Source organism: uncultured Bifidobacterium sp. (assembly GCF_945269915.1).
Classification (GTDB): Bacteria; Actinomycetota; Actinomycetes; order Actinomycetales; family Bifidobacteriaceae; genus Bombiscardovia; species Bombiscardovia indica.
Window position 1 is genome coordinate 15886 of record NZ_CALYOY010000018.1, and the last position, 21227, is coordinate 37112.

16 protein-coding genes are annotated in these 21227 nt (G+C 63.9%); 5 read left to right on the plus strand and 11 right to left on the minus strand.

Annotated elements, in window-relative coordinates:
• Positions 1-43: 43 nt before the first annotated feature.
• From Q0K62_RS04675 to Q0K62_RS04690, 4 genes are all read right to left on the minus strand, one after another.
• Positions 44-1045 carry a shikimate dehydrogenase gene (locus tag Q0K62_RS04675; RefSeq protein WP_297316822.1) on the minus strand — a complete coding sequence of 334 codons (1002 nt, stop codon included), beginning with the start codon at positions 1043-1045 and terminating at the stop codon, positions 44-46.
• 58 nt (positions 1046-1103) lie between these two features.
• A complete protein-coding gene (gene uvrC / locus Q0K62_RS04680; RefSeq protein WP_297316823.1) occupies positions 1104-3503 on the minus strand; it encodes an excinuclease ABC subunit UvrC in 2400 nt (799 codons plus the stop codon).
• Between the two features lie 14 nt (positions 3504-3517).
• Positions 3518-6460 carry an excinuclease ABC subunit UvrA gene (uvrA, locus tag Q0K62_RS04685; protein WP_297316839.1) on the minus strand — a complete coding sequence of 981 codons (2943 nt, stop codon included), beginning with the start codon at positions 6458-6460 and terminating at the stop codon, positions 3518-3520.
• Between the two features lie 159 nt (positions 6461-6619).
• On the minus strand, positions 6620-7225 hold the full coding sequence (locus tag Q0K62_RS04690; RefSeq protein ID WP_297316824.1) for a DNA-3-methyladenine glycosylase I: 606 nt from the start codon (positions 7223-7225) through the stop codon (positions 6620-6622).
• Positions 7226-7381: 156 nt separating this feature from the next.
• Between Q0K62_RS04690 and Q0K62_RS04695 the strand changes: the two genes are divergently transcribed.
• Together Q0K62_RS04695 and Q0K62_RS04700 are read left to right on the plus strand one after the other, a co-directional pair.
• Positions 7382-8569 (plus strand): TspO/MBR family protein, encoded by a 1188-nt coding sequence (locus Q0K62_RS04695; RefSeq protein ID WP_297316825.1) that lies wholly within the window; start codon positions 7382-7384, stop codon positions 8567-8569.
• Positions 8570-8690: 121 nt separating this feature from the next.
• On the plus strand, positions 8691-10292 hold the full coding sequence (locus Q0K62_RS04700) for an ABC-F family ATP-binding cassette domain-containing protein (RefSeq protein ID WP_297316826.1): 1602 nt from the start codon (positions 8691-8693) through the stop codon (positions 10290-10292).
• A 43-nt stretch (positions 10293-10335) separates the two neighbouring features.
• Here Q0K62_RS04700 and Q0K62_RS04705 read toward each other — a convergent pair whose 3' ends face one another.
• A complete protein-coding gene (locus Q0K62_RS04705; protein ID WP_297316827.1) occupies positions 10336-11025 on the minus strand; it encodes an MgtC/SapB family protein in 690 nt (229 codons plus the stop codon).
• A 205-nt stretch (positions 11026-11230) separates the two neighbouring features.
• Here Q0K62_RS04705 and Q0K62_RS04710 point away from each other — a divergent pair, with 205 nt between their 5' ends.
• The 3 genes from Q0K62_RS04710 (at position 11231) to Q0K62_RS04720 (ending at position 14968) form a co-directional block, all read left to right on the plus strand.
• Complete coding sequence (locus tag Q0K62_RS04710; RefSeq protein WP_297316828.1) at positions 11231-13144, plus strand: bifunctional ADP-dependent NAD(P)H-hydrate dehydratase/NAD(P)H-hydrate epimerase; 1914 nt, start codon at positions 11231-11233, stop codon at positions 13142-13144.
• A gap of 61 nt (positions 13145-13205) precedes the next feature.
• The gene (locus Q0K62_RS04715; RefSeq protein WP_297316829.1) at positions 13206-14000 is read left to right on the plus strand and encodes a 2,3-bisphosphoglycerate-dependent phosphoglycerate mutase; all 795 of its coding nucleotides are present in this window, start codon (positions 13206-13208) and stop codon (positions 13998-14000) included.
• 44 nt (positions 14001-14044) lie between these two features.
• Positions 14045-14968 (plus strand): LysR family transcriptional regulator, encoded by a 924-nt coding sequence (locus Q0K62_RS04720; RefSeq protein ID WP_297316830.1) that lies wholly within the window; start codon positions 14045-14047, stop codon positions 14966-14968.
• A gap of 130 nt (positions 14969-15098) precedes the next feature.
• Here the strand turns inward: Q0K62_RS04720 and Q0K62_RS04725 are convergent, their stop codons facing one another.
• The 6 genes from Q0K62_RS04725 to Q0K62_RS04750 form a co-directional block, all read right to left on the minus strand.
• Positions 15099-16043, minus strand: coding sequence for a thioredoxin domain-containing protein (locus Q0K62_RS04725; protein ID WP_297316831.1), 945 nt, complete (start codon positions 16041-16043; stop codon positions 15099-15101).
• 99 nt (positions 16044-16142) lie between these two features.
• Positions 16143-16862 carry an orotate phosphoribosyltransferase gene (pyrE, locus tag Q0K62_RS04730; protein WP_297316840.1) on the minus strand — a complete coding sequence of 240 codons (720 nt, stop codon included), beginning with the start codon at positions 16860-16862 and terminating at the stop codon, positions 16143-16145.
• Positions 16859-17788 (minus strand): dihydroorotate dehydrogenase, encoded by a 930-nt coding sequence (locus Q0K62_RS04735; RefSeq protein ID WP_297316841.1) that lies wholly within the window; start codon positions 17786-17788, stop codon positions 16859-16861. Before Q0K62_RS04735 ends, pyrE begins: the two co-directional genes overlap by 4 nt.
• Positions 17789-17868: 80 nt before the next feature.
• Positions 17869-18699 carry a dihydroorotate dehydrogenase electron transfer subunit gene (locus Q0K62_RS04740; protein ID WP_297316832.1) on the minus strand — a complete coding sequence of 277 codons (831 nt, stop codon included), beginning with the start codon at positions 18697-18699 and terminating at the stop codon, positions 17869-17871.
• Positions 18696-19778, minus strand: a complete 1083-nt coding sequence (pyrF, locus tag Q0K62_RS04745) for an orotidine-5'-phosphate decarboxylase (protein ID WP_297316833.1) — start codon at positions 19776-19778, stop codon at positions 18696-18698. The genes Q0K62_RS04740 and pyrF overlap by 4 nt, the downstream gene beginning before the upstream one ends.
• Positions 19766-21214: a dihydroorotase gene (locus Q0K62_RS04750; protein ID WP_297316834.1), complete on the minus strand. Its 1449-nt coding sequence runs from the start codon at positions 21212-21214 to the stop codon at positions 19766-19768. The genes pyrF and Q0K62_RS04750 overlap by 13 nt, the downstream gene beginning before the upstream one ends.
• Positions 21215-21227: the final 13 nt, after the last annotated feature.

The following is a 21227-nucleotide window of genomic DNA, read 5'->3' on the forward strand; positions in this document are numbered from 1 at the left end:
GGAATGGGTTCGCCCTTGGATTCGGACGGGGTCTCGTCGGTGCTCATTGTGTCTCCTTCTTCAGTTCGCGGTCCATGGCCCCCACCGGGACGGCATCCAGGGGGTTGCAAGTCATTTGGGCCACCTGTCTGACCGCCTGGTAGAGCAGCATCCGGTCTCCGCTGATGGCCTGGCCTCCGGTCCGTCGTTTCCAGGATTGGATGAGTCTGGTGGGGCGAGGCCGGTATACGACGTCCAGGAGGAGATGGTCCGCCCCGGCATCTGCAGGACCGGATTCATCCCGCGCTGTCCTGCCGGTTCCAAGGGTGGGCCTGTCCAGGAGATCGGCCATGGGATCTGCCGCATGGGCGGGCAGGGTCGAGACCACCAGGTCGGCCCGGCAAAGCAGGTCAGCCACACGGTTCCTTTCATCCATACCATGAGGGGTACCGACGGTAATGCCCAACCCACCGGCCAGGTCGATCATCCTTGTGGTCCTGCCGGGATGGCGGGCCACCAGATCCAACTGGTCGACACCGAGGAGACCAAGGGCGCAGAGGGCGGATTCGGCTGTGTTTCCGTTGCCCAATATCAGTCCATGCAGGTGGTTCCGGGAGGGGGCGACGGGTTGACCATCCGACACGGCCTTGATGATGTCGATGGCCTGGTCGGGTTCCGTCAGGGATCCGGCGACCTCCATAAAGGCGCAGACGATCCCTTCAACGTCGGTGTTGGTCAGGCTGATGGCCGGTCGGCCGCCATGGTCCCCGGACCGGTCCCAGGAGAGGACGGCTGTATTGGACACACCTAGGATGTGGGCCCATCGATCGCGGAAGGTGCCCATGGGGCCGATGGTCTTCTTCAGGGGCATGGTCAGGCTGAGCCCGGCCCAGCTGGAATCGAGGGAGTCGATGAACCTGTCGAGGGTCTCCTGGGTGACCCGACGGCGTTCGTACTCCCAACCGTCCAGCCCCATGGCCCCATAGGCGGCCCGATGAAGAATGGGCGAGAGGGAATGGTCGATGGGGTCGCCCAGCACCGCGCAGCGTCGCTCCACCTGATCCATCGCTCCTCCTTACTTGGTCTCAAGCGGCGGACAGAACCGCTTCTGCCCCGGGCCCAGTCTACTCGGTGGCGGGCTCCTGTTCCCGGGACTGCTCGGAGCTGGCATCGTCCTGGTGGAGGGCCTGGTAGATGGAAGCCGCCTTGGCCTGGCCGATCCCCTTGACTCCCTCCAGATCCTCCAGGGTGGCCGCACGCATCTTCCTGACCGATCCGAAGTGGTTGAGGAGGCGCTTCTGGTAGGCCTGGCCGATTCCTGGAATGTCGTCCAGGGCGGACCGGAGGGCACCCTTCCGCCTGGTCTGGCGGTGGTAGGTGATGGCGAATCGATGGGATTCGTCACGGACCCGTTGCAGGAGGTACATCCCCTCGGACTGGCGCTTGAGGATGATCGGGTAGTCGTCATCCGGCACCCAGACCTCTTCAAGTCGCTTGGCCAGACCACACAGGGCCACGTCATCCACGTCACAGTCGTGCAGGGCCTTGGCCGCTGCCCTGACCTGGGGTTTGCCGCCGTCGACGACGATCAGGTTGGGCTTGTAGGCGAAGTGGCGGGCCGAAGTGTTCTGCTGGACGACGGCCTCCCTGGTTTCCGGGTCCTCGCCCAAGCCATCCTTCCGGTCCGCCGTCTCATCGGACCTCTTATTCTGTTTGACCGTATGCTCCGCTTCAAGACTGTCACCGCTGTCACCGGCGATGTTGCCGTGGTGGAAGCGCCGGGTCAGGGTCTCATAGATGGCGCTCGTATCGTCCACGGCCCCCCGCCCGTCCTTGCCGCGGATGGCGAAGCGGCGGTATTCGGCCTTCTTGGGGATGGCATCCTCGAAGACCACCATGGAGGCTACCTGGAACTGGCCGCCGACTGTGTTGGAGATGTCGTAGCATTCAATCCGCAGTGGTGCCCGGTCGAGCCCCAGGGCTTTGGCCACGTCGTTCATGGCGTCCGTCCGCGCGCCGATGTCGCCCATGCGACTCATCTTGCTGCGTTGGAGGGCCTGGCGGGCATTGGCGTTGGCACGGTCCATCAAGGACTTCTTCTCGCCCCGGCTGGCCACACGGATCCTGACCGAGGATCCCCTGAGCCCCCGCAGCCACTCCTCCAGGGAGTCGGTCCTGGAAGGCCGGATGGGAACCACCACTTCCGGGGGCACGGGTGATATGGGGGCCAGGAGGTCGGCCCTGCCGGTCTGCTCCTGATGGGTGTTCCGCTTCTTGGTTGCCCGGGCCCTGGCCTCGGCATCCAGGGCGGTGACCCTCTGGGTGGACCCCATGGCATCCCTGGCCTGGCTGATGGTAACGCCCGAGTCCTCCTCATCCGGTGACTCCAGGGCCACCTCCTGGTGGGGACCCGTGGTTGCCATCTCGCTGTTGGTCTCGTTCATCAGGTCCGAATAGACCTGGACGATCAGGTCGCCGATCAGATCGGCATCGGAGACGTCCTCGACCCGTTCCACACTCCAGTTCCGCTCACCACGGATGGCACCGGCCCTGACGAAGAAGGCGTGGACGGAGGCCTCGAGCTCATCGGAGGCGACCCCGAAGACATCTACATCAACGTTGGACCCGAAGGCCACCGCGTTCTGTTCGATGACCGTGTCCAGCATGGCAATCTGGTCCCTCAGACGGGCGGCCTTTTCGAAGTCCAGGTCATCGCTGGCGCTCTTCATCTGGCGGGTCAGCTTGGCCCGGTAGGGTTTGCCCAGACGACCGGTGATGACTCCGGTCAGTTCCGCACAGAGTCTGCGGTGCTCCCGGGGACTGATCCGGCCGACGCAGGGTGCCGAGCACTTGCCGATCGAGGCCAGGAGGCAGGGTCGGCCGCTCAGTTCGGCCTTATGAAAGACACCGGCCGAACAGGTTCGGACCGGGTAGGTCTTGAGTAGTCCATCCAGGGTATGTCGGACGTCCCAGACCTTGGCGTAGGGGCCGAAATACCTGGTGTCGCGCCGCTTGCGGACACGCGTCATCCACACCCTGGGGACCTTCTCCCCCACGGACACGGCCAGGTAGGGGTAGGTCTTGTCGTCCCGGAAGACCACGTTGAAGCGGGGGTCGAACTCCTTGATCCAGGTGTATTCCAGGGTCAGGGATTCCAGCTCGGTGGCCACCACGGTCCACTCCAGGCTCCGGGCCGTCAGGACCATGGTCTGGGTGCGGGGGTGGAGGTTGGCCAGGGGCTGGAAGTAGTTGGTCAGACGGTTGCGGAGGTTCTTGGCCTTGCCCACGTAGATGACCCGGCCATCCCCGTCGCGCCACTTGTAGACACCGGGCTGGGCGGGGATGTCTGAGGTCTTGGGACGGAAACCGTCACGGGTGTCACCGAGCAGGGGGGCGCCGTTCCTGTTCAGCCCGACCGATACGTCCTCTTCCGGAAGGGACCCGGTCCGGGCATCGGCTTCGAGCGCACGGGCGGTCTTTCGCCAGACCTGTGGCGTGTGACGTTCGAAGCAGCTGCGCGTCATGGTTACCTCATCCTTCACTGTGCCTTGGTGGTCTTGGATCCCTTGGAGGCCTTGGCTACCCTGTCGGCATCCAGCAGGGGCTTCAGATAGCGGCCTGTCCAGCTGCCGGGGTTGGCCGCCACCTGCTCAGGGGTACCCTGGGCCACGACCGTGCCGCCTCCGTCACCGCCCTCGGGGCCAAGGTCGATGATCCAGTCGGCCGTTTTGATCACATCGAGATTGTGTTCGATGACGATGACCGTATTGCCCTTGTTGACCAGTCCCTGCAAAACCTTGAGGAGCTTGCGGACATCCTCGAAGTGGAGGCCGGTGGTGGGCTCGTCCAGGATGTAGATGGTCTTCCCGTCAGACCGCTTCTGGAGCTCGGTGGCCAGCTTGACCCTCTGGGATTCCCCGCCTGAAAGGGTCGGTGCCGGCTGGCCCAGACGGATGTAGCCCAGGCCCACCTCGACCAGGGTGTCCAGGTAGCGGGAGATGGAGGGGTATGCCTTGAAGAACCGTGCCGCCTCCTCGATGGGCATATCGAGCACGTCCGAGACGGTCTTCCCGTTGTAGGTGACCTCCAGTGTCTCCCGGTTGTAGCGCTTGCCATGGCAGGTCTCGCACTGCACATAGACGTCGGGCAGGAAGTTCATCTCGATCTTGATGGTCCCGTCCCCGTGGCAGGTCTCGCAGCGCCCGCCCTTGACATTGAAGGAGAAGCGGCCTGGCCCATACCCGCGGACCTGGGCCTCGGGGGTCTTGGCGAAGAGCTGGCGGATCTTGTCCCAGACACCGGTGTAGGTGGCCGGATTGGACCGTGGTGTGCGGCCGATGGGATTCTGGTCGACGTGAATGACCTTGCGCAGCTGGTCGACCCCCTCCACCCTGGTGTGCTTGCCGGGTACGATACGGGCGTTGTTGAGCTTGTCGGCAAGGACCGGGTAGAGGATGGAGTTGACCAGGGTGGACTTGCCCGAACCCGAGACCCCGGTGACCAGGGTCATGACACCGAGCGGGAAGGAGACCTTCAGATCCTTCAGGTTGTTCTCCCGGGCACCGACCACGGTCAGCTGCCTGGTCTTGCGGACCTTGCGTCGGGTCCTGGGCACCTCGATTCGCCTGCGACCTGCGATGTAGTCGCCGGTGATGGACCTGGCGGCCTTGACCAGATCCTTGGAACGGCCGGAGAAGATGACCTCTCCCCCGTGTTCGCCGGCACCGGGGCCGATGTCGACCAGCCAGTCGGCCTGCCGGATCGTGTCCTCGTCGTGTTCGACCACAATCAGGGTGTTGCCCAGGTCACGCAGTCGCTGCAGGGTGCGGATCAGGCGGTCGTTGTCACGCTGGTGGAGACCGATGGAGGGCTCGTCCAGGACATACATGACCCCGACCAGACCGGAGCCGATCTGGGTGGCCAGACGGATGCGCTGGGCCTCCCCGCCGGACAGTGTGGCCGCGGCACGGGACAGGGTGAGGTAGTTCAGACCCACGTCATTCAGAAAGCGCAGGCGGGCCCTGATCTCCTTGAGGACCTCCCCGGCGATCTTGGCCAGGGCCCCCTCCAGGTGGAGATTGTCGACCCATTCCAGGCTTTTGGCGATGGGCATATCGCAGGCCTGGGCGATGGAGAGTCCGTCGACCGTCACGGCCAGGACCTCCGGCTTCAGGCGCTTGCCGTGACAGACCTGACAGGGCACCTCGCGCATGTACGACTCGTAGTACTGCTTCATGGGTTCCGAGTCGGTCTCGTCATGGCGGCGCATCAGGGTGCGGACCACACCCTCGAAGCCGGTTGAGTACTCACGCAGGCGGCCCCAACGATTCCGGTAGGACACGTCAACCTTGAAGTCATGCCCGTACATGACCGCGTGGCGAACATCCTCGGGCAGGTCCCTCCAGGGGGTCTTCATGGAGAAGCCCATCTCCTTGGAGAGGGCATCCAGGAGGTGACCGTAGAACCGCTGTTGGGTCTTGGTGCCGCTCCAGGGTTCGACCGCCCCGTCCTTGAGGCTCTTGTCCGGGTCGGGCACGACAAGTTCGGGGTCGATCTCCAGGCTGAAGCCCAGACCGGTGCAGGCCGGGCAGGCACCATAGGGGGCGTTGAAGGAGAAGGTGCGGGGTTCGATCTCGTCCAGTTCCAGCTCGTGTCCGTTGGGGCAGGATCGCTTCTCGGAAAAGGGCTGACGCCGGGCGGGATCCTTGGGGTCCAGGTCAACGAAGTCGACCACGATGATGCCGTTGGCCAGACGGAGTGCCGTTTCCACGGAGTCGGTCAGACGCTGGCGGGCCGTCGGCTTGATGACCAGACGGTCCACCACCACCTCGATGGTGTGCTTCTTCTGCTTGGCCAGCCTGATCTTTTCGGAGAGCTGGTGCATCTCCCCGTCGATGATGGCACGGGAGTACCCGTCGGATCTGAGGAGTTCCAGGGTCTCGACGAACTCACCCTTGCGCCCCTTGGCTATGGGGGCCAGGATCTGGAAGCGGGTCCCCTCGGGTTTGCCCATGAGGGTATCGACGATCTGCTGGGGGGACTGTGCCCGGACCTCCTCACCGCAGACCGGGCAGTGCGGTATGCCGGTGCGGGCGTAGAGGAGCCTCAGATAGTCATAGACCTCGGTGATGGTGCCCACGGTCGAACGCGGGTTGCGGTTGGTGGTCTTCTGGTCGATGGAGACGGCGGGGCTCAAACCTTCGATGAAGTCCACGTCCGGCTTGTCCATCTGCCCCAGAAACTGACGGGCGTAGGCCGAGAGGGATTCCACATACCGGCGCTGCCCCTCGGCGAAGAGGGTGTCGAATGCCAGGGAGGACTTGCCGGACCCGGACAGACCCGTGAAGACCACCATGCGGTTGCGGGGTATGGAGAGGTTGACGTTCTTCAGGTTGTGGGCTCGGGCGCCCTGGATGACGATCTTCCTGTCGTTGGGCACCTGTGAGAGGTCCGCCACCAGGGAGCCCCTGGCCTCGACCATCCGCGGCTGTTCGATCGCCGGTTCCACCTGTGCTGATGCCTGATTCTTCTGGTCCACTTGTTCCCGTCCGCTTCCCTAGCCTGCTAATACCGTAAGCCTGCCCATGATACCGCCTGGAGGGAATAATTCGAACATGTGTTCGATGACGGCGAATCGTCATCAGGCCCGGCAGGCGTTCAGGCAACACCCACGCTGGTGGTCGTTGACGATTCCGGTGGCCTGGAGGAAGGAATGGACCGTGACCGGGCCGACGAATTTGAAGCCCGACCCCTTCATGTCCTGACTCACGATTTCGGACAGGTGGTCGTACCGCGGCGTGGAAAGGTCGCTCGGATAGTCGTGGTTGATGGTCTTCCCGCCGGTGAAGGACCAGCAGTACCGGTCGAACCCCTCACCCGGAAAGGCATCCGCAATCACCCCGGCATTGGCTATGGTGGCTTCGATCTTGCGTCGGTTCCTGATGATGGTGGAGTCCTGGACCAGCCGTTCCACGTCGGTCAGGTCATACCCGGCCACGGTCAGGATATCGAAGTCCGCAAAGGCCCTACGCAGGGCCTGCCTGCGGTGGAGTATCAGCTGCCAGCTCAGTCCGCACTGGAAGATCTCCAGGCTGAGCATCTCGAAGAGGGCCCGGGACCCATGGGTCGGCAATCCCCACTCCTGGTCGTGGTAGGCACGGATCTGGGGGTCATTCCCCTGGGCCCAGTCACAGGCCATCCGTGACGATTCCGGTTCGTTCAAGACGCTTCCGGGATTTCCACCCATGGCTGCCTCCCCGATTGTGCCTGGTCGGATTCCGGTGGGTTCATTACAGCTCCGGAGCCCTCTCCCAGCATACAGTTGAGCTATGAACGGGATGGTCCGGCCCCGGGGTTGACTCCGAACAGGCGTGTCTGGCCGGACCGGAGAGGAGCAGACAGGATGAACGACAAGGGCAGGACCGGCGATGGGGATCAGGCTTCAGACAATCCCCGCAGACTCTGGTCCGAAGGCAGGAAGGATCCGGTGGAGGAGGCCCGACGGACCTCACCGGCCATGCGCGAGCAGGAGGCGGCAGAGTCCTCGGGGAAGGACCGTGCTTCAGGATGGCAGGGTCGGCCGGAACCCGGCAAAAGGGACGAAAAGCCATCGGAGGCCTCCGACAGGAAGTCGAACCCGTCGGATGACAAGAATGCGGTTGGTTCTGCCTCGACCGTAGAGGCCGCAGGCGGACAGTCCGGGAATTCAGCAGGCACAAAGAAGACGTCCGGACCCGTCGGGAAGGGTCGTGCTGAACAGTCGGAGAAGCGGGAAACCAGGGAGGGCGACCATGATGAGAAGGAAGGCCGCTCCTGGAAGCTTTTCGAGGACGTGCTCCTCTGGGCCGCATGGTTGGTCATGGTGGCCTTCAATGGGTATGCGGAAGTATTCAAGTTCAACGGGACCACGACCGGAGCGATTGCCAAGAGCGTCGATGTCTGGCTCATGCCGGCCGGATACGTCTTCGCCATCTGGGGGGTCATCTACATCGCCCTGGCCATATGGCTGGTGAGGTTCTGCCTGGCCGGGCCCAGCAGGAAGAAACTGGGCTTCCTCCCCTTCACGCTGAGCGGCCTGATCTTCGTGGCCACCTGCTGCCTGAACATCGCATGGCTGATCTTCTGGCACCTGGAGCAGGGATTGATCTCCCTGATCGTCATCGCCGTTCTGACCTTCCTGGTATGGATGCTCTACGCCCTGGTCAGGCGTGATGCCACCAAGGCCGGCACCCCGGTCGTGGCCAAGACCCTGGACTGGGCGCCCCTCTCCCTCTACGGCTCCTGGCTGAGCGTGGCCACACTGGTCAACGCCGCCTATGCCATCATCAGGTCCGACACCAGGGTTTCCAATATCCTGCAGGGCTTCGCCACCGTAATCGTCGTCGGACTCCTCCTGGCCCTGGCCTTCCTGATGATGCAGAAGATGAGCGACTGGGTCTTCGGCCTGGTGGTCATCTGGGCCTGCCTGGGCATCGGCATCAGAATCTTCTCCTTCATGGCCGCCCTGGGTGTTCTGGTGATAGCCATGACCGCAGTCGGCGCCCTGATCATCTACTTCCCCTGGAACAGGTTCACACTGGCCAGACGTTGACCCCAGAGCCAAGCCCGCCGACCCAAGGGACCGGTACTTGCTACCATGGTCCCTTGGGTCGGACCATATCGACCGACCATCATTCGATTGCAACCATCTGGAAAGAGGGGTCGGGCGCGGCATGGCTATCGAGGCACAGGGACTTGAGATCCGTATCGGCGCCCGCCTACTGCTGCAAGCCACCGATTTCCATGTCAGCAAGGGGGACAGGATCGGTCTGGTCGGGCGCAACGGTGCGGGCAAGACCACACTGACCCGGGTCATCACCGGTGACATGCTCCCCTCGGCCGGCAAGGTCAGGGTGAGCGGCCAACTGGGCTACCTACCCCAGTCGACCCATACGGGAGACCCTGCGCAGAGCGCCCTGGACCGGGTCATGAGCGCTCGCGGCATCGCCACGACCATCCGGCGCATGCGCAAGGCCGAGACCGACATGACCAATCCAGATCCGAAGATCATGGAAAAGGCCATGAAGCGATATGACAAGGCCCAGCAGGACTTCGAGAACGCCGGCGGGTATGCGGCCCAGTCCCAAGCCATTGTCATGGGCGAAAGCCTGGGACTGAGCCAGGAGACCCTGAAACAGTCCCTGGGGACCCTCTCCGGCGGTCAGCGCCGACGCATTGAGCTGGCCCGGATTCTGTACTCGGATGCAGACACCCTGATCCTGGATGAGCCCACGAACCACTTGGACGCCGACTCCATCGAATGGCTCAAGGACTATCTGCGAAAGTTCGAGGGCGGATTCCTGGTCATATCCCATTCCACCGAGCTTCTGGACGAGACCGTCAACCGGGTCTGGCACCTTGATGCCCAGAGGGCCAGCATCGACATGTACTCCATGGGGTGGAAGGCCTATCTCAAGCAGCGGGTGGTGGATGAGGAACGCCGCCGCCGTGAACGCGAGGTGGCCGAGAAGAAGGCCGACCGGCTCATGAAGCAGGGTATCCGCCTGCACGCGAAGGCCACCAAGGCCGTGGCCGCCCAGAACATGATGCGACGGGCACAGCGGCTGCTGGATACCACCCAGGAGGCCGAGAGGGCCGAGAAGGTTGCGGATCTGCGCTTCCCCGAACCGGCGCCCTGCGGGAAGACCCCGATCATGGCCGAGGACCTGTCCAAGGCCTACGGGTCCAACATCGTCTTCGCGGGAATCAACCTGGCCATCGACAAGGGGTCCCGGGTGGTCATCCTGGGCTATAACGGAGCCGGCAAGACCACCACCCTTCGGCTCATGGCCGGAATCGAGCAGCCCGATACGGGCCGGGTGGTCCTGGGACACGGGGCCAAGATCGGCTACTTCGCCCAGGAACACGACACCCTGGATGAATCCGTCTCGGTCCTGGAGAATCTCCAACAGGTGGCCCCCGACCTGGACAACACCCAGGCCAGAACCATCCTGGGATCCTTCCTCTTCTCCGGGGAGGATGCCATGAAGCCCACCAAGGTCCTTTCGGGCGGCGAAAAGACCAGACTGGCCCTGGCCACCCTGGTGACCAGCAGGGCCAATGTGCTCCTCCTGGACGAGCCCACCAACAATCTGGACCCGGCCTCCAGGGAGGAGATCCTCAAGGCCATCGCCAAGTACGAGGGTGCCATCGTCCTGGTCACCCACGATGAGGGTGCCGTCAGGGCCCTGAACCCCGAGCGGGTCCTGCTCATGCCCGATGGGGACGAGGACCTCTGGAACGACGGGTACCTTGACCTGGTGGCCGAGGAATGATCAGGTAGTCAGGCAATCAGCGGATTCCGGCCTTTCGATCTCCTCAGTCGTCTTCACCCAGGACCTGCACGGCCCTGACCCCACCGGTGCGGCCGATGGACTCGACAAGTTCGGTCACATCCCCCTTGCCCAGGATATTCACGGTAACTTCCGCCCCCCGCCAGTTGTCGCGAGAGACCTCATGGGTGGTCAGAACGCGGGATTCGAATCCCATCCGAGTGGCCTGGATCAGGGATTCGCGCAGGGACCCCTGGCCGTTTTCGTAGATGATCCGCAGAATCGTATTCTGCCTGTTGCGCAGGAGCCACTTCAGGATGGGTGCCACGACCAGGACCGCGAAGAAGTAGAAGATCACGGCGAGGATGGCCACCGAGAACATCTGTACCCCACAGGCCATACCCACGGCGGAGGCAACCCAGATGGCGCTGGCCGTGGTCAGTCCCCGGACCGAGTCATGGTTGAAGAAGATGACGCCGGCCCCGATGAATCCGATGCCAGATGCCACCGAGGCCGCGATCCTGGAGGCATCCCAGGAATAGTTGCCGGTCGCCGCCTGGATGCCGTAGAGGGAGACCATGGTGAAGAGGCAGCTGCCGATGCCCACCAGGATATGGGTGCGGATGCCTGCATCATGCTTGAGGAACTCACGCTCAAAGCCGATCAATCCACACAGGACAACCGTCATGACCAGTGCCATGATCTGCCCGGTATCGGGCGAGGAGAATCCCTGCATATCATCACTCCTTTGGAAGGGCTTCGACAATGTGCCCGACCCTAGTTCCTTTTCGCGACAAGATTCGGCTCCTTGGGGAGGGCCAGCCCGTGAAAGGCCCGCCATGCCGCCCCTGAAAAATAGAGGATGGAGCGACCAATCGGATAGACTGGAGAGCCGGGGGCATTTACCACGGTGACACCGGAGCGGTAAGGAGAGTGCGAGCATGAAGCCGTTGCTTGAAGACAGGAACCGGACGTATGGGGACCTGACCACCAAGGCCTACAGTGCCGATACGATCAGGTCACTGGAGGAACCCTTCCTGGAAGACGGGGTACCCCTGATGCGGATGGCGGCGGGATCCCTGGCCGTGGTGGCCGGCATCATGCTGGACCAGGCCGATATCGACCCCACCGAGGCACGGATCGTCCTCCTGGCCGGGGCCGGGAACAACGGGGGAGACGGACTCTACGCCACGGCGGACCTGGCCAGACACGGGACCGATGTGACCGTGGTCGCCACCGGTCGCAGCCTGCACCAGGGGGGCGTGGAGGCCCTCCTCAGGGCAGGCGGTGTGGTCATGGCCCTGGACCCACTGGCAGTCATTCCCGACTGTGACGTACCTGAGGGGTCGGACCAAGCCGCGGAGGCCCTGGCCCAGGCCGTGGAACTGTGCCAAAACGCCGATCTGGTCATCGATGCCATGACCGGCATAGGCCTCAGGGGTGCCCTCCGGGGGATACCGGAAGCACTGGCCGCCGACCTGGGTGAAGACGGCTCCCTCCCCCGGGGATCTGCCTTCACCCCGGGGGTGGACCGGCAGACCCCCCTGGTTCTGGCGGTAGACACGCCGTCCGGTGTGGATGTAGACAGGGGAACCCTGCCAGGGGCCTATATCCCCGCTGATGTCACCGTGACCATGGGAGCCCTCAAGCCCTGCCTGATGCTTCCCCCCTCCGCCTATGTCTGCGGCCGTGTCGTCCTGGTGGACTTCGGGTTCGACACCTCGGCCCTGGCTCCGACCGTGGAATGCATGACCGCCCGTGACTGTGCCGGGCTCCTGCGCGCCCCCCGGATTGACGACACCAAGTACAGCCGCGGTGTGGTCGGTCTGGTCACCGGATCGAACCGGTACCATGGTGCCGCACTCCTTTCGTCCACGGCTGCCGCCAATGCCAACGTGGGCATGATTCGCTACCAGGGCCCCGACGGCGTGGGTCAACTCATTCTTGGCTCCATACCTGAGGCCGTCCTGGGCACGGGACGGGTGGAATCCTGGGTTTTGGGCTCAGGGGTTCCCACCCAGGCCGCCCTGGACCGGATGGGCGGGGGAAAGACCGACGACGGGGATGGGCAGCGTGACCTGATCGCCTCTCTGCTGACCAGGCAGGCCCAGGACGAGGAGGAGGGACGTGCCGGAACGGCCCCGGCCATGGTCATCGATGCGGGTGCCCTGGATCTGGTGCCCGATAGGATCGGGCCCCAGGCCGCGCTGACCCCGCATGCCGGAGAGATGGCCTCCCTCCTTCAGGCCCATGGACAGCGTGTGGATGTGGACCAGGTCCTGGACAGACCTGTCCATTGGGCCATCCGCGCCTGGGAACTGACAGGTGCCACCATCCTTCTCAAGGGGGCGGTGACCCTGGTGGTCGGCGACGACGGGACAGGACAACCCAGGGTCATGACCAGCGGGTTCGGGCCGGCATGGCTTTCGACCGCCGGCTCCGGCGATGTGCTTTCGGGGACCATCGGAGCCCTGCTTGCCCAGAACGCCGATCTGATCCAGGATGAACCGGCCTCCATGGTCGATCTGGTTGCAGCCGGAGCCTACCTGCATGGGCTGGCAGGGTCCCTTGCCGCCGATTCCCTCCAGTCGGGCTGGGATGTGCCCCTGGTCTTCCAGCCCAGGAATCCCCAGTCCTTCCTGGACCAGATCCAGGAGGATGCCAGCCACAGGACAACCACCGGGTACGGTCCCCTGGGCCACCCCATCCGTGCCTCCGAGGTGGCGGAGCACCTGCCCCAGGCCATCGGCCTGCTTCTGAGCCAGGGAACCCAGGGTTCAGGTTCGGACGGTGGCGGAAACAACCAGACCAGGGAGACCTCCCTCTTCTTCGAGCACAGCTCGCTCTGGTTCTGAGGATTCGTCAGGTGGGAGTATGGTCGGGCTTGACCATCCCCGAGGGTAAAGGAGCCGGCTCATGGATGCCAGATTGATAGTGATGCGTCATGGTGAGAGCACTTGGACCCAGAAGTCAGTCAACCGTTTCGCGGGATGGGTCGATGTTCCCCTGACGGCCCGTGGTCGTGACCAGGCCGGACAGGCCGGCAGGCTCCTCTCCGAGGCCGGGCTCAGTCCCGATCTTATATTCACGTCCCTCCTCTCCAGGGCCATATGGACCGCCGATATCGTTCTGGACCTGATTGACCGGGCCTGGATTCCCGTGGAACGGACCTGGAGACTGAATGAACGGCACTACGGGGCCTTCCAGGGTGAGACCCGACCGGCCATGCTGGAGCGGTACGGAGAGGAAGAATTCCGGGCCTATCGACGTTCCTTCGATGTTCGGCCACCGGACATCGACCTCGCCTCCCCATACTTCCAGGGGGATGACCCCAGATATGCACCGACCATGCAGGACCACCTGGACACGTTTGACCCGGCGGGGATCAGGGCTGAATGCCTGAAGGACCTCCTGATCCGGCTGGAACCGTACTGGCGCGCCAGGATTGCCCCTGCGCTCCGGAATGGTGCCACGGTCCTGGTCGTCACGCATGGGTCCGTGGTCCGGGCCCTGATCAAGGAGTTGGAAGGGGTCGGCGACCAGGATATCGCCTCCATCAATGTGCCCACCGGGGTTCCCATGGTCTACGAATTCGGAACCGATGTCCGTGGTGAGCTACGCGTGAAGGGCAAGGGCCGGTACCTGGACCCACAGGCGGCCACCAAAGGCATGCAGGAGACAGCGGACCTGGGGCGGGGTGCCAAGGGGTGAGTCGGGTATTCCAGCCGTAACGGACCTGGTATAGATTTGGTGGCATGACACTGCTCCAGCTGCGCTATATCGTTAAAATCGTCGAATGCGGTTCCATGAACGAGGCCTCCCATGAGCTCTACATATCCCAGCCGGCCCTGAGTTCTTCGGTCAAGGAGCTGGAGAACGAACTGGGAATCGAAATCTTCACCCGCCACTCCCAGGGAATCGCCCTGACCGTTGACGGGGCTGAGTTCCTGACCTATGCGCGGCAGATCCTGGATCAGACCGACCTCCTCGAGGCCCGCTACAAGCAGGTCAAGCCCCGCAAGCAGCTTTGCCGGGTCTCCACCCAGCACTACATGTTCGCCGTCGAGGCCTTCGTGGAGATGATCAACTCGATCGACTCCGAGGAGTATGAGTTCACGATCAGGGAGACCAGGACGCGGGAAATCATCGACCAGGTGTCCACCCTCCAATCCGAAATAGGCATCATCTATGAGTCCGACTTCAACCGTCAGGTCCTTTCCAAGATGATGCGCGAGAAGCACCTGGACTTCCATCCCCTCTTCAAGGCGGATCTGCATGTCTTCCTTGCGCGTACCAACCCCCTGGCCAACCGGAGGGTCCTGACCATGAAGGACCTGGACCCCTATCCCTTCCTCCAGTACGAGCAAGGGGATGAGGGATCCTTCTACTTCGCCGAGGAGGCGGTCTGGCCGGACTATTCCCCCAAGCAGATCAACGTGACCGACAGGGCCACCATGCTCAACTTCATCGTTGGCCTCAACGCCTACACGGTCTGCACCGGCATCGACAACGAGGATCTGAACAACGAGAAGATCGTCAGTGTCCCCTTGGAATCGGACGAGTCGATGCTGCTGGGCTGGATCGTCAACAGCCGGACCAAGATATCACACGCGGCCGAGCTCTACCTGGACAAGCTGCGGGATGTGGTGGCCAACCATGGGTACTCCCTCATCGAGTAGGGGCAGCACTGACGGTACGTCATGACATTGGCCGGTCGGTCAAATCGCCGGAACGCAGAACCGGGGACGGCCATGTACAGCCGGGCGCCCCGGTCCCTCCACCTCCACGACCGGAGGTGGAGGATTGCGGTCAGAACGGGAGGGGTTTCCCCTCGGAGCCGATGGACGGAGTCGTTCCGCGCCTGCCCACCTGGGATGCGTCCAGACCCAGGGACTTGACCAGGGTCGAATCCAGGTGCCCCAGGCCTCCGGAAGCCTTGCCGGCAGCACTGATATCCCAATGACGGCCATTGATCAGGATGGTCGGAGTGGTGAATTCACCCTTGGAGTCCTTGGCGTCCTTTCGGGTGATGGTGTAATCGTTGACCTTCTTGACCCAGTCCTGGTAACGCCCATCGGCAAACCGGGCGGTGACGGATTCCGGCACGCCTGCCTTTCCTGCCTGATCGGCCAGTTGCTGGTCGGTCACCGGCTTGTAGGACTCCTCATCGGGTTGGAAACCCTCCTCGAAGATTGCGGACTCAAAGGCCAGGAAATGGTCGGGGTCCTCTTCGGCCACAGTGGCCAAGGCGTTCCCCACCCGGGTCGAGTAGTGGTCGCTTGAGACCTTGTCCAGGAAGTTCAGGAAGGTGTAGGTCACGGTGATCTGTCCGGCCTCGACCATCTTCTCCAGCCTGGGGTCGATGACTCGTCCCACCTTCCCGCACCAGGGGCACATGGGATCCACGAAGACATGGACGATGGGGACCCCGGGCTCCTTCCTGCCCATTCCCTTGGCTGATATGGTCAGACCGCCCTCCTTGTCGGCCACGGAGGGCTTCACCTTGACGGCCTGGAGTTCCTCGTAGGCCTTCCTGCTGCCGGTCGGCCCCTGGGTCGGTGCTGCCTGGGATGCCCGGGCCTGGGCCTCCTTGTCGGCCTGACCCTTCCGGTGCCAGGAGAAGAGGCCGCCGGCCAGGACCGCCAGGACCGCAACCAGGGCGATTGCGGAGATGATGATGCTCCTGTTCTGCCTGCCGACGAGGGCCTGTGCCTGTTCGGGTTGTTCGTTCGGTTCCACTGGGTTCGTGTCCATAAGGTCCTTCGTTGTATGTCGGGACCCCGCCCGGGCGGGGTCACCCTGGTCAGGCCACCGGCCGGCGGCATGTTTTGACCTGCACCAATCTACACCAGGTCAGGCCCCGTATCTGGCCAGGTAGTCCTTGGCGGCCGATGCCACCCGATCATCCAGGAGGGGCCGGCCCCGGTCGTCTTTCATGGTGCCTGCAGCCTGGAAGATCTGATAGACGTTGACGATGCTCAGCACGGGGAAGTGGAATTCCTCCATGATTGATTCCACGGCCGATCCACTCCCCTGCCCGGTCTTTTCCATCCGGTCCACGGAAAGGACCAGACCCACGATCTCAACCTTGGCTTGGGAGAGGATCTTGGGAACCACCTGGCGGACAGCCGTGCCGGCGGTCATGACATCGTCGACCAGGAGGACCTGCATGCCGTCGTGGAGCTGGGTGCCGACCATAAGGCCGCCGTCACCATGGTCCTTGACCTCCTTGCGGTCGAAGGTGTATCCCAGGTTCATGTCGTGGGCGCCACCCAGGGCTATGGCGGTTGAAACGGCCAGGGGGATCCCTTTATAGGCCGGTCCGAAGACCGTGTCGATGTCTGGCGGGAGGGTCCCCGCCCTGACGGCCTGGACGATGGTCCTGGCGTAGAACTCCCCCAGGAGGGCGATCCCGGGCCCGTCGTTGAAGGCGCCGGCGTTGATGAAGTATGGTGAGCGCCTTCCGGACTTCAGGGTGAAGTCCCCGAACTTCAAGGCCCCGCTTTCCAGGAGGAAGCGGGTGAACCCCTGTTGGAGGTCGTTCGAACTGTTGGTTGAGGAATCCTTGTTCATTTCCATGTCTTTCCTTGGGCGAGCAGGTCGGCCAACTCCGGTCGGGAGTCCAGGAGGTCATCCAGTTCCCGGGCCACCCGGACCGGGGCGACCGGGTCCAGGAGGGCGGCTGCCCCCACCTCCACGGCGTTGGCGCCGGCGTAGAGGAACTCCAGCGCCTTCTCGCCGGAGTCGATGCCGCCGATGCCGATGATGGGGATGTCGGGGAGGGCCTTGCGGACCCTCCAGACGAATCCCAGGGCTATGGGGAAGACGCAGGGGCCCGAGACCCCACCGGTCTCCTGGGCCAGGATGGGCTCCCCCGTGGTGATGTCGATGCGCATGCCGACCAGGGTGTTGATCAGGCTGAGGGCGTCGGCCCCGCCCTCCACACTGGCCTGGGCCACGGCAACGATGTCGGTGACGTTGGGGGTCAGTTTGACGACCATGGGCTTGTCGGTCATGCCGCGCAGGCGGTGGATCAGCCGGTTCAGGGCCTTCGGGTCGGTTCCCACCGACATGCCCCCGTGGGAGACGTTGGGGCAGGAGACGTTGATCTCCAGCATGTCAGCCGGGGAATCGGCCAGGCGCTCGACCACCTGGGCGTAGTCGTCATCGCTGTGCCCCGCAACGTTGGTGACCACCGTGGCACCCAGGGATTTGAGTCTGGGGAGTTCATCGACCAGGTAGCGGTCGACGCCGGGGTTCTGCAGACCAACCGAATTGACCATCCCCGCAGGGGTCTCGGCCGTCCTGGGCGAGGGGTTGCCCTCCCAGGGGATGGGCGATACGCCCTTGGTTCCTATGGCCCCCATATCGGCCACATCATAGTAATCCTGGCAGGCATCCAGGTTGAAGGTGCCGGAGGCGGTGCCCACAGGGTTCTTCCAGGGAACCCCGGCCACGACCGTGCCATGCTTCCAGGAATGGGGCTCCAGGGGATCCATTCCCAGAGCGGGGTTCTGATTGGTTGATGCGTCCTGCTCCCCATCCATGACCGTTCCGCCTTTCTCCATGGTCTCGTCCATCAGCGCCCGCCATCCTTCCAGACCAGGTCCTGGGCCCGGAAGACCGGACCGTCCTTGCAGACCTTGAGACGTCCATTGACGGTATCCACCACACAGGCCACACAGGTGCCGTATCCGCATCCCATCCTGGACTCCATGCAACACTGGGTGGGGATGGACCGCTTGCCGGCCCAGGAGGCCACGGCCTCCATCATCGGGGTGGGGCCACAGGTGAGTATGACCGTATTCGAGGGGTCAATGCCTGATTCGACCCCATCAAGAAGGGTGATGACATCACCATGGTCATTGCTTATGGACCGCAGATCGTCCACCAGGCGTTCCACGATCCGATCGGCGAAGTGGAGGTTGCGGTAGCCGAGGAGGGCGGTCGATTGGGCACCCTCCATTCCCCGGATGGCCTGTGCCGCCCTGATCAGGGGTGGAACGCCGAGTCCCCCGCCGACCAGGATGTAATGTGCGGCACCGCCCAGGTCGAACCCCTTGCCGAGGGGACCAAGAAGGTCGACGGAATCGCCGGGACGCAGCTCGGAGAATTCACGGGTTCCCTTCCCCACCACCCCGAAGATGACCTCGATCTGACCGCCGTCCAAGACCCTGCTGATGCCCAGGGGGCGAGGAAGGAGGGTCATGGAATCAGCAGGATACAGGTTGACGAAGGAGCCCGGATGGGCCTCCTGGGCCGCGAAAGGGTCCTTGATGGTCATCCGCCAGACATCCCGATCCAGGGCCTCCATCCCGGTGATCATGTCGGTGCGCCGCCCGGGTCGACGGCCGGCCCTTCGGGCTCGGTCGATCACCGGTTCCGTGGTCGTGAAGACTGCCTGACTCATCTGTTCTCCTTCAGTGCTTGGTTCAGATCGTCCTTCATGGCTTGTGTCGCCCGTCTGGCGGCATCGGTCACCAGGCGTAGGGCCGCTGGCAGACTCAGGGCCGGCGTGTAGGCCTGGTCCTTCCTCCAGGCGGCGATGATGCCCCTGGAGGAGTTGACGATGGCCCCCCTCCCCTCGGCGTCGAACATGGGGACCACATCCCGGGCGGACCCTCCCTGGGCGCCGTACCCGGGTACCAGGAAGAAGGTGTGGGGCATGGCCCGTCGGAGGGTGGACCCGGCCTGGGGATGGGTGGCGCCGACCACGGCGCCCAGTCGGGAGTATCCGTAACCGCCACGCGAGGCCGCACCCCAGTCCTCCACCATGCCCGCCAGGTGTTCGAAGAGCATACCCCCGTCAGTGCTGTCCCCGCTTACCTGGAGCTCCTGGATCTGCTTGGAGGAGGGATTGGAGGTGTGTACCAGGACGAAGAGGTCACCATCGGCCTCCTGGGCCGCCTGGATGAAGGGGTCCAACCCGTCACTGCCCAGATAGGGGTTGACGGTGATGGCATCCTCATACCAGGGGAAGCCATGCCCCTGCATCGATCTGGTACGGCCCTGCCACCGGCCCCCACCCTCCCGCCTGGCTTCCTCCCAGGTGAGAGGCAGTCCGGAAAGATGGGCCGCGTAGGCCGAGGCCGTGGATCCTATATCCCCGCGCTTGATGTCACCGATGACGTAGAGTCCCCGGTCGGCCGCCGCCCGGCAGGTGCCGGTATAGGCCTCGACGCCCGAGGGTCCCAGGGCCTCGTACATGGCGATCTGTGGCTTGACGGCAGGAACCAGGTCGGAAACCCCGGCAATGACGGCCAGGTTGAACTCCAGATAGGCCCGGGCCAGGTGATGGGCCCATATGGCCTGGACCTGGTCGTCTCTCGAGCCGGCATCGTCATCCGGAATGCCGGCCGCGGCCAGGCTCTGCCTGGTCCCATCACGGGCCTGATCGATGAGCTGTCCGGGGATGAGCTCAGGACGGGGGTCCAGGCCGACCACGGTGGGGTTCCCCTTCTCTTTGATGAGTTCAATCAGTCTGTCCACACTTGTCTCCCCTCCCTGGAGTGGGTTTGCCGCCAATCGACCCGGTCCGCCCTGATACGGGAGAAGACCAGGTCGGAGTCCTTTATGGTGGCCCGGACCTGTCCCCTCACCTTCCAATCCTGGAAGGGGGTGTTCCTGGCCTTGGAATGGAAGCGGTCGGCGTCCACCGTCCATTCGCCCGTCGGATCCAGGATGACCAGTCCGGCATCGTCCGTTCCTGTCAGATCGATCGTGGAGTCTTCCCGGGGCATATCCTCGATCCTGGTGACCCTGGTACCCAGGAGGTCGGCGGGGGCCAGGCTCATGAGCTCGATCAGGCGCCGGTGGGAAATCAGTCCGGATTCCACCAGGGCCTGGTTGCAGACGGCATAGGCTGTTTCCAGGCCGATGATCCCGTTGGGGGCCTTGTCCAACCCACCGGCCTTGTCATCGGCGGTATGGGGTGCATGGTCGGTGGCGATCATGTCGACGGTACCGTCGGCAACGGCCCGGAGGGTGGCTTCCTGGTCCCTTCTGGACCTGAGTGGTGGGTTCATCTTGGCCATGGTGCCCAGCCTGAGTACGTCCTCGTCGCAGAGCGCCAGGTAGTGCGGCGCCGTCTCGCAGGTGACCGGCAGGCCCTCCTCCTTGGCTTGGCGAATGGCCTGGAAGGCCCCGGCCGTGCTGACATGCTGGAGGTGGACCCTGGTGCCGGTCCTCCGTGCCAGGTCGATGTCGCGCTGGACGATGGCCAGCTCTGTCGAGGCGGGGACCCCGGGCAGGCCGAGCTGTCGGCTGACCGGTCCCTCGTTGATGAAGCCGGAGTCGTGATGTTCACAGTGGTCGAGGATGGGCAGACCTGCATCCCGTGCCGCCTTGGCCACAGCCTCCAGGGTCCGGTCGGTTACAGCCGACCCGTCGTCGCTGATGGCCAGGACGGGATGGGCGGCTGCACCGGGGTTGGTCCGGGAGGCCCGGCCGGAGGGCAGGTAGATCCTCCAATCATCGGGATTGGAGGGCACCTGCCCGGCCCGATCCTTGGAGGCGGCCACACAGAGGGCGTAGTGAACGGGCAGTGGTCTACCCAGGTCCCCCTCGAAATCCTGGAGATACTCAATGACGGTGCGCCCGTCATCCATCCGGGCCCACCCGTCCATGGCCGGCTCGGTGTTGGGCAGGATCAGGACCTGGCCATATCCACCGGCAGCGGCCGCTGCGCACCCGGTGACCATGTCCTCCTTCTCGACCTGCCCCGGATCGCGGAAGTGGACGTGGGGATCCTGGAAGGCCGGAGCCAGGACCATGCCGGTCAGGTCGATTGTGCAGGTCGACGGGGCCCCTGATTCCTTCAGGGCACCGGTCTCGTCAATCAGCTCCCGGGAGGGATCACAGTCCAGGACCAGGTCGACCTGATGACCGGTCCGCCACAGTCGCAGACCCTGGAAACGTATCCTCATGCCCCAGCCCCTT

Excerpts from the sequence above, each read along its gene's own strand:
- Q0K62_RS04675 (WP_297316822.1), bottom strand. The coding sequence starts at position 1,045 with ATGGATCAGGTGGAGCGACGCTGCGCGGTGCTGGGCGACCCCATCGAC.
- uvrC (WP_297316823.1), bottom strand. The coding sequence starts at position 3,503 with ATGACGCGCAGCTGCTTCGAACGTCACACGCCACAGGTCTGGCGAAAG.
- uvrA (WP_297316839.1), bottom strand. The coding sequence starts at position 6,460 with ATGGTCGAGGCCAGGGGCTCCCTGGTGGCGGACCTCTCACAGGTGCCC.
- Q0K62_RS04690 (WP_297316824.1), bottom strand. The coding sequence starts at position 7,225 with ATGGGTGGAAATCCCGGAAGCGTCTTGAACGAACCGGAATCGTCACGG.
- Q0K62_RS04695 (WP_297316825.1), top strand. The coding sequence starts at position 7,382 with ATGAACGACAAGGGCAGGACCGGCGATGGGGATCAGGCTTCAGACAAT.
- Q0K62_RS04700 (WP_297316826.1), top strand. The coding sequence starts at position 8,691 with ATGGCTATCGAGGCACAGGGACTTGAGATCCGTATCGGCGCCCGCCTA.
- Q0K62_RS04705 (WP_297316827.1), bottom strand. The coding sequence starts at position 11,025 with ATGCAGGGATTCTCCTCGCCCGATACCGGGCAGATCATGGCACTGGTC.
- Q0K62_RS04710 (WP_297316828.1), top strand. The coding sequence starts at position 11,231 with ATGAAGCCGTTGCTTGAAGACAGGAACCGGACGTATGGGGACCTGACC.
- Q0K62_RS04715 (WP_297316829.1), top strand. The coding sequence starts at position 13,206 with ATGGATGCCAGATTGATAGTGATGCGTCATGGTGAGAGCACTTGGACC.
- Q0K62_RS04720 (WP_297316830.1), top strand. The coding sequence starts at position 14,045 with ATGACACTGCTCCAGCTGCGCTATATCGTTAAAATCGTCGAATGCGGT.
- Q0K62_RS04725 (WP_297316831.1), bottom strand. The coding sequence starts at position 16,043 with ATGGACACGAACCCAGTGGAACCGAACGAACAACCCGAACAGGCACAG.
- pyrE (WP_297316840.1), bottom strand. The coding sequence starts at position 16,862 with ATGAACAAGGATTCCTCAACCAACAGTTCGAACGACCTCCAACAGGGG.
- Q0K62_RS04735 (WP_297316841.1), bottom strand. The coding sequence starts at position 17,788 with ATGGATCCCCTGGAGCCCCATTCCTGGAAGCATGGCACGGTCGTGGCC.
- Q0K62_RS04740 (WP_297316832.1), bottom strand. The coding sequence starts at position 18,699 with ATGAGTCAGGCAGTCTTCACGACCACGGAACCGGTGATCGACCGAGCC.
- Q0K62_RS04750 (WP_297316834.1), bottom strand. The coding sequence starts at position 21,214 with ATGAGGATACGTTTCCAGGGTCTGCGACTGTGGCGGACCGGTCATCAG.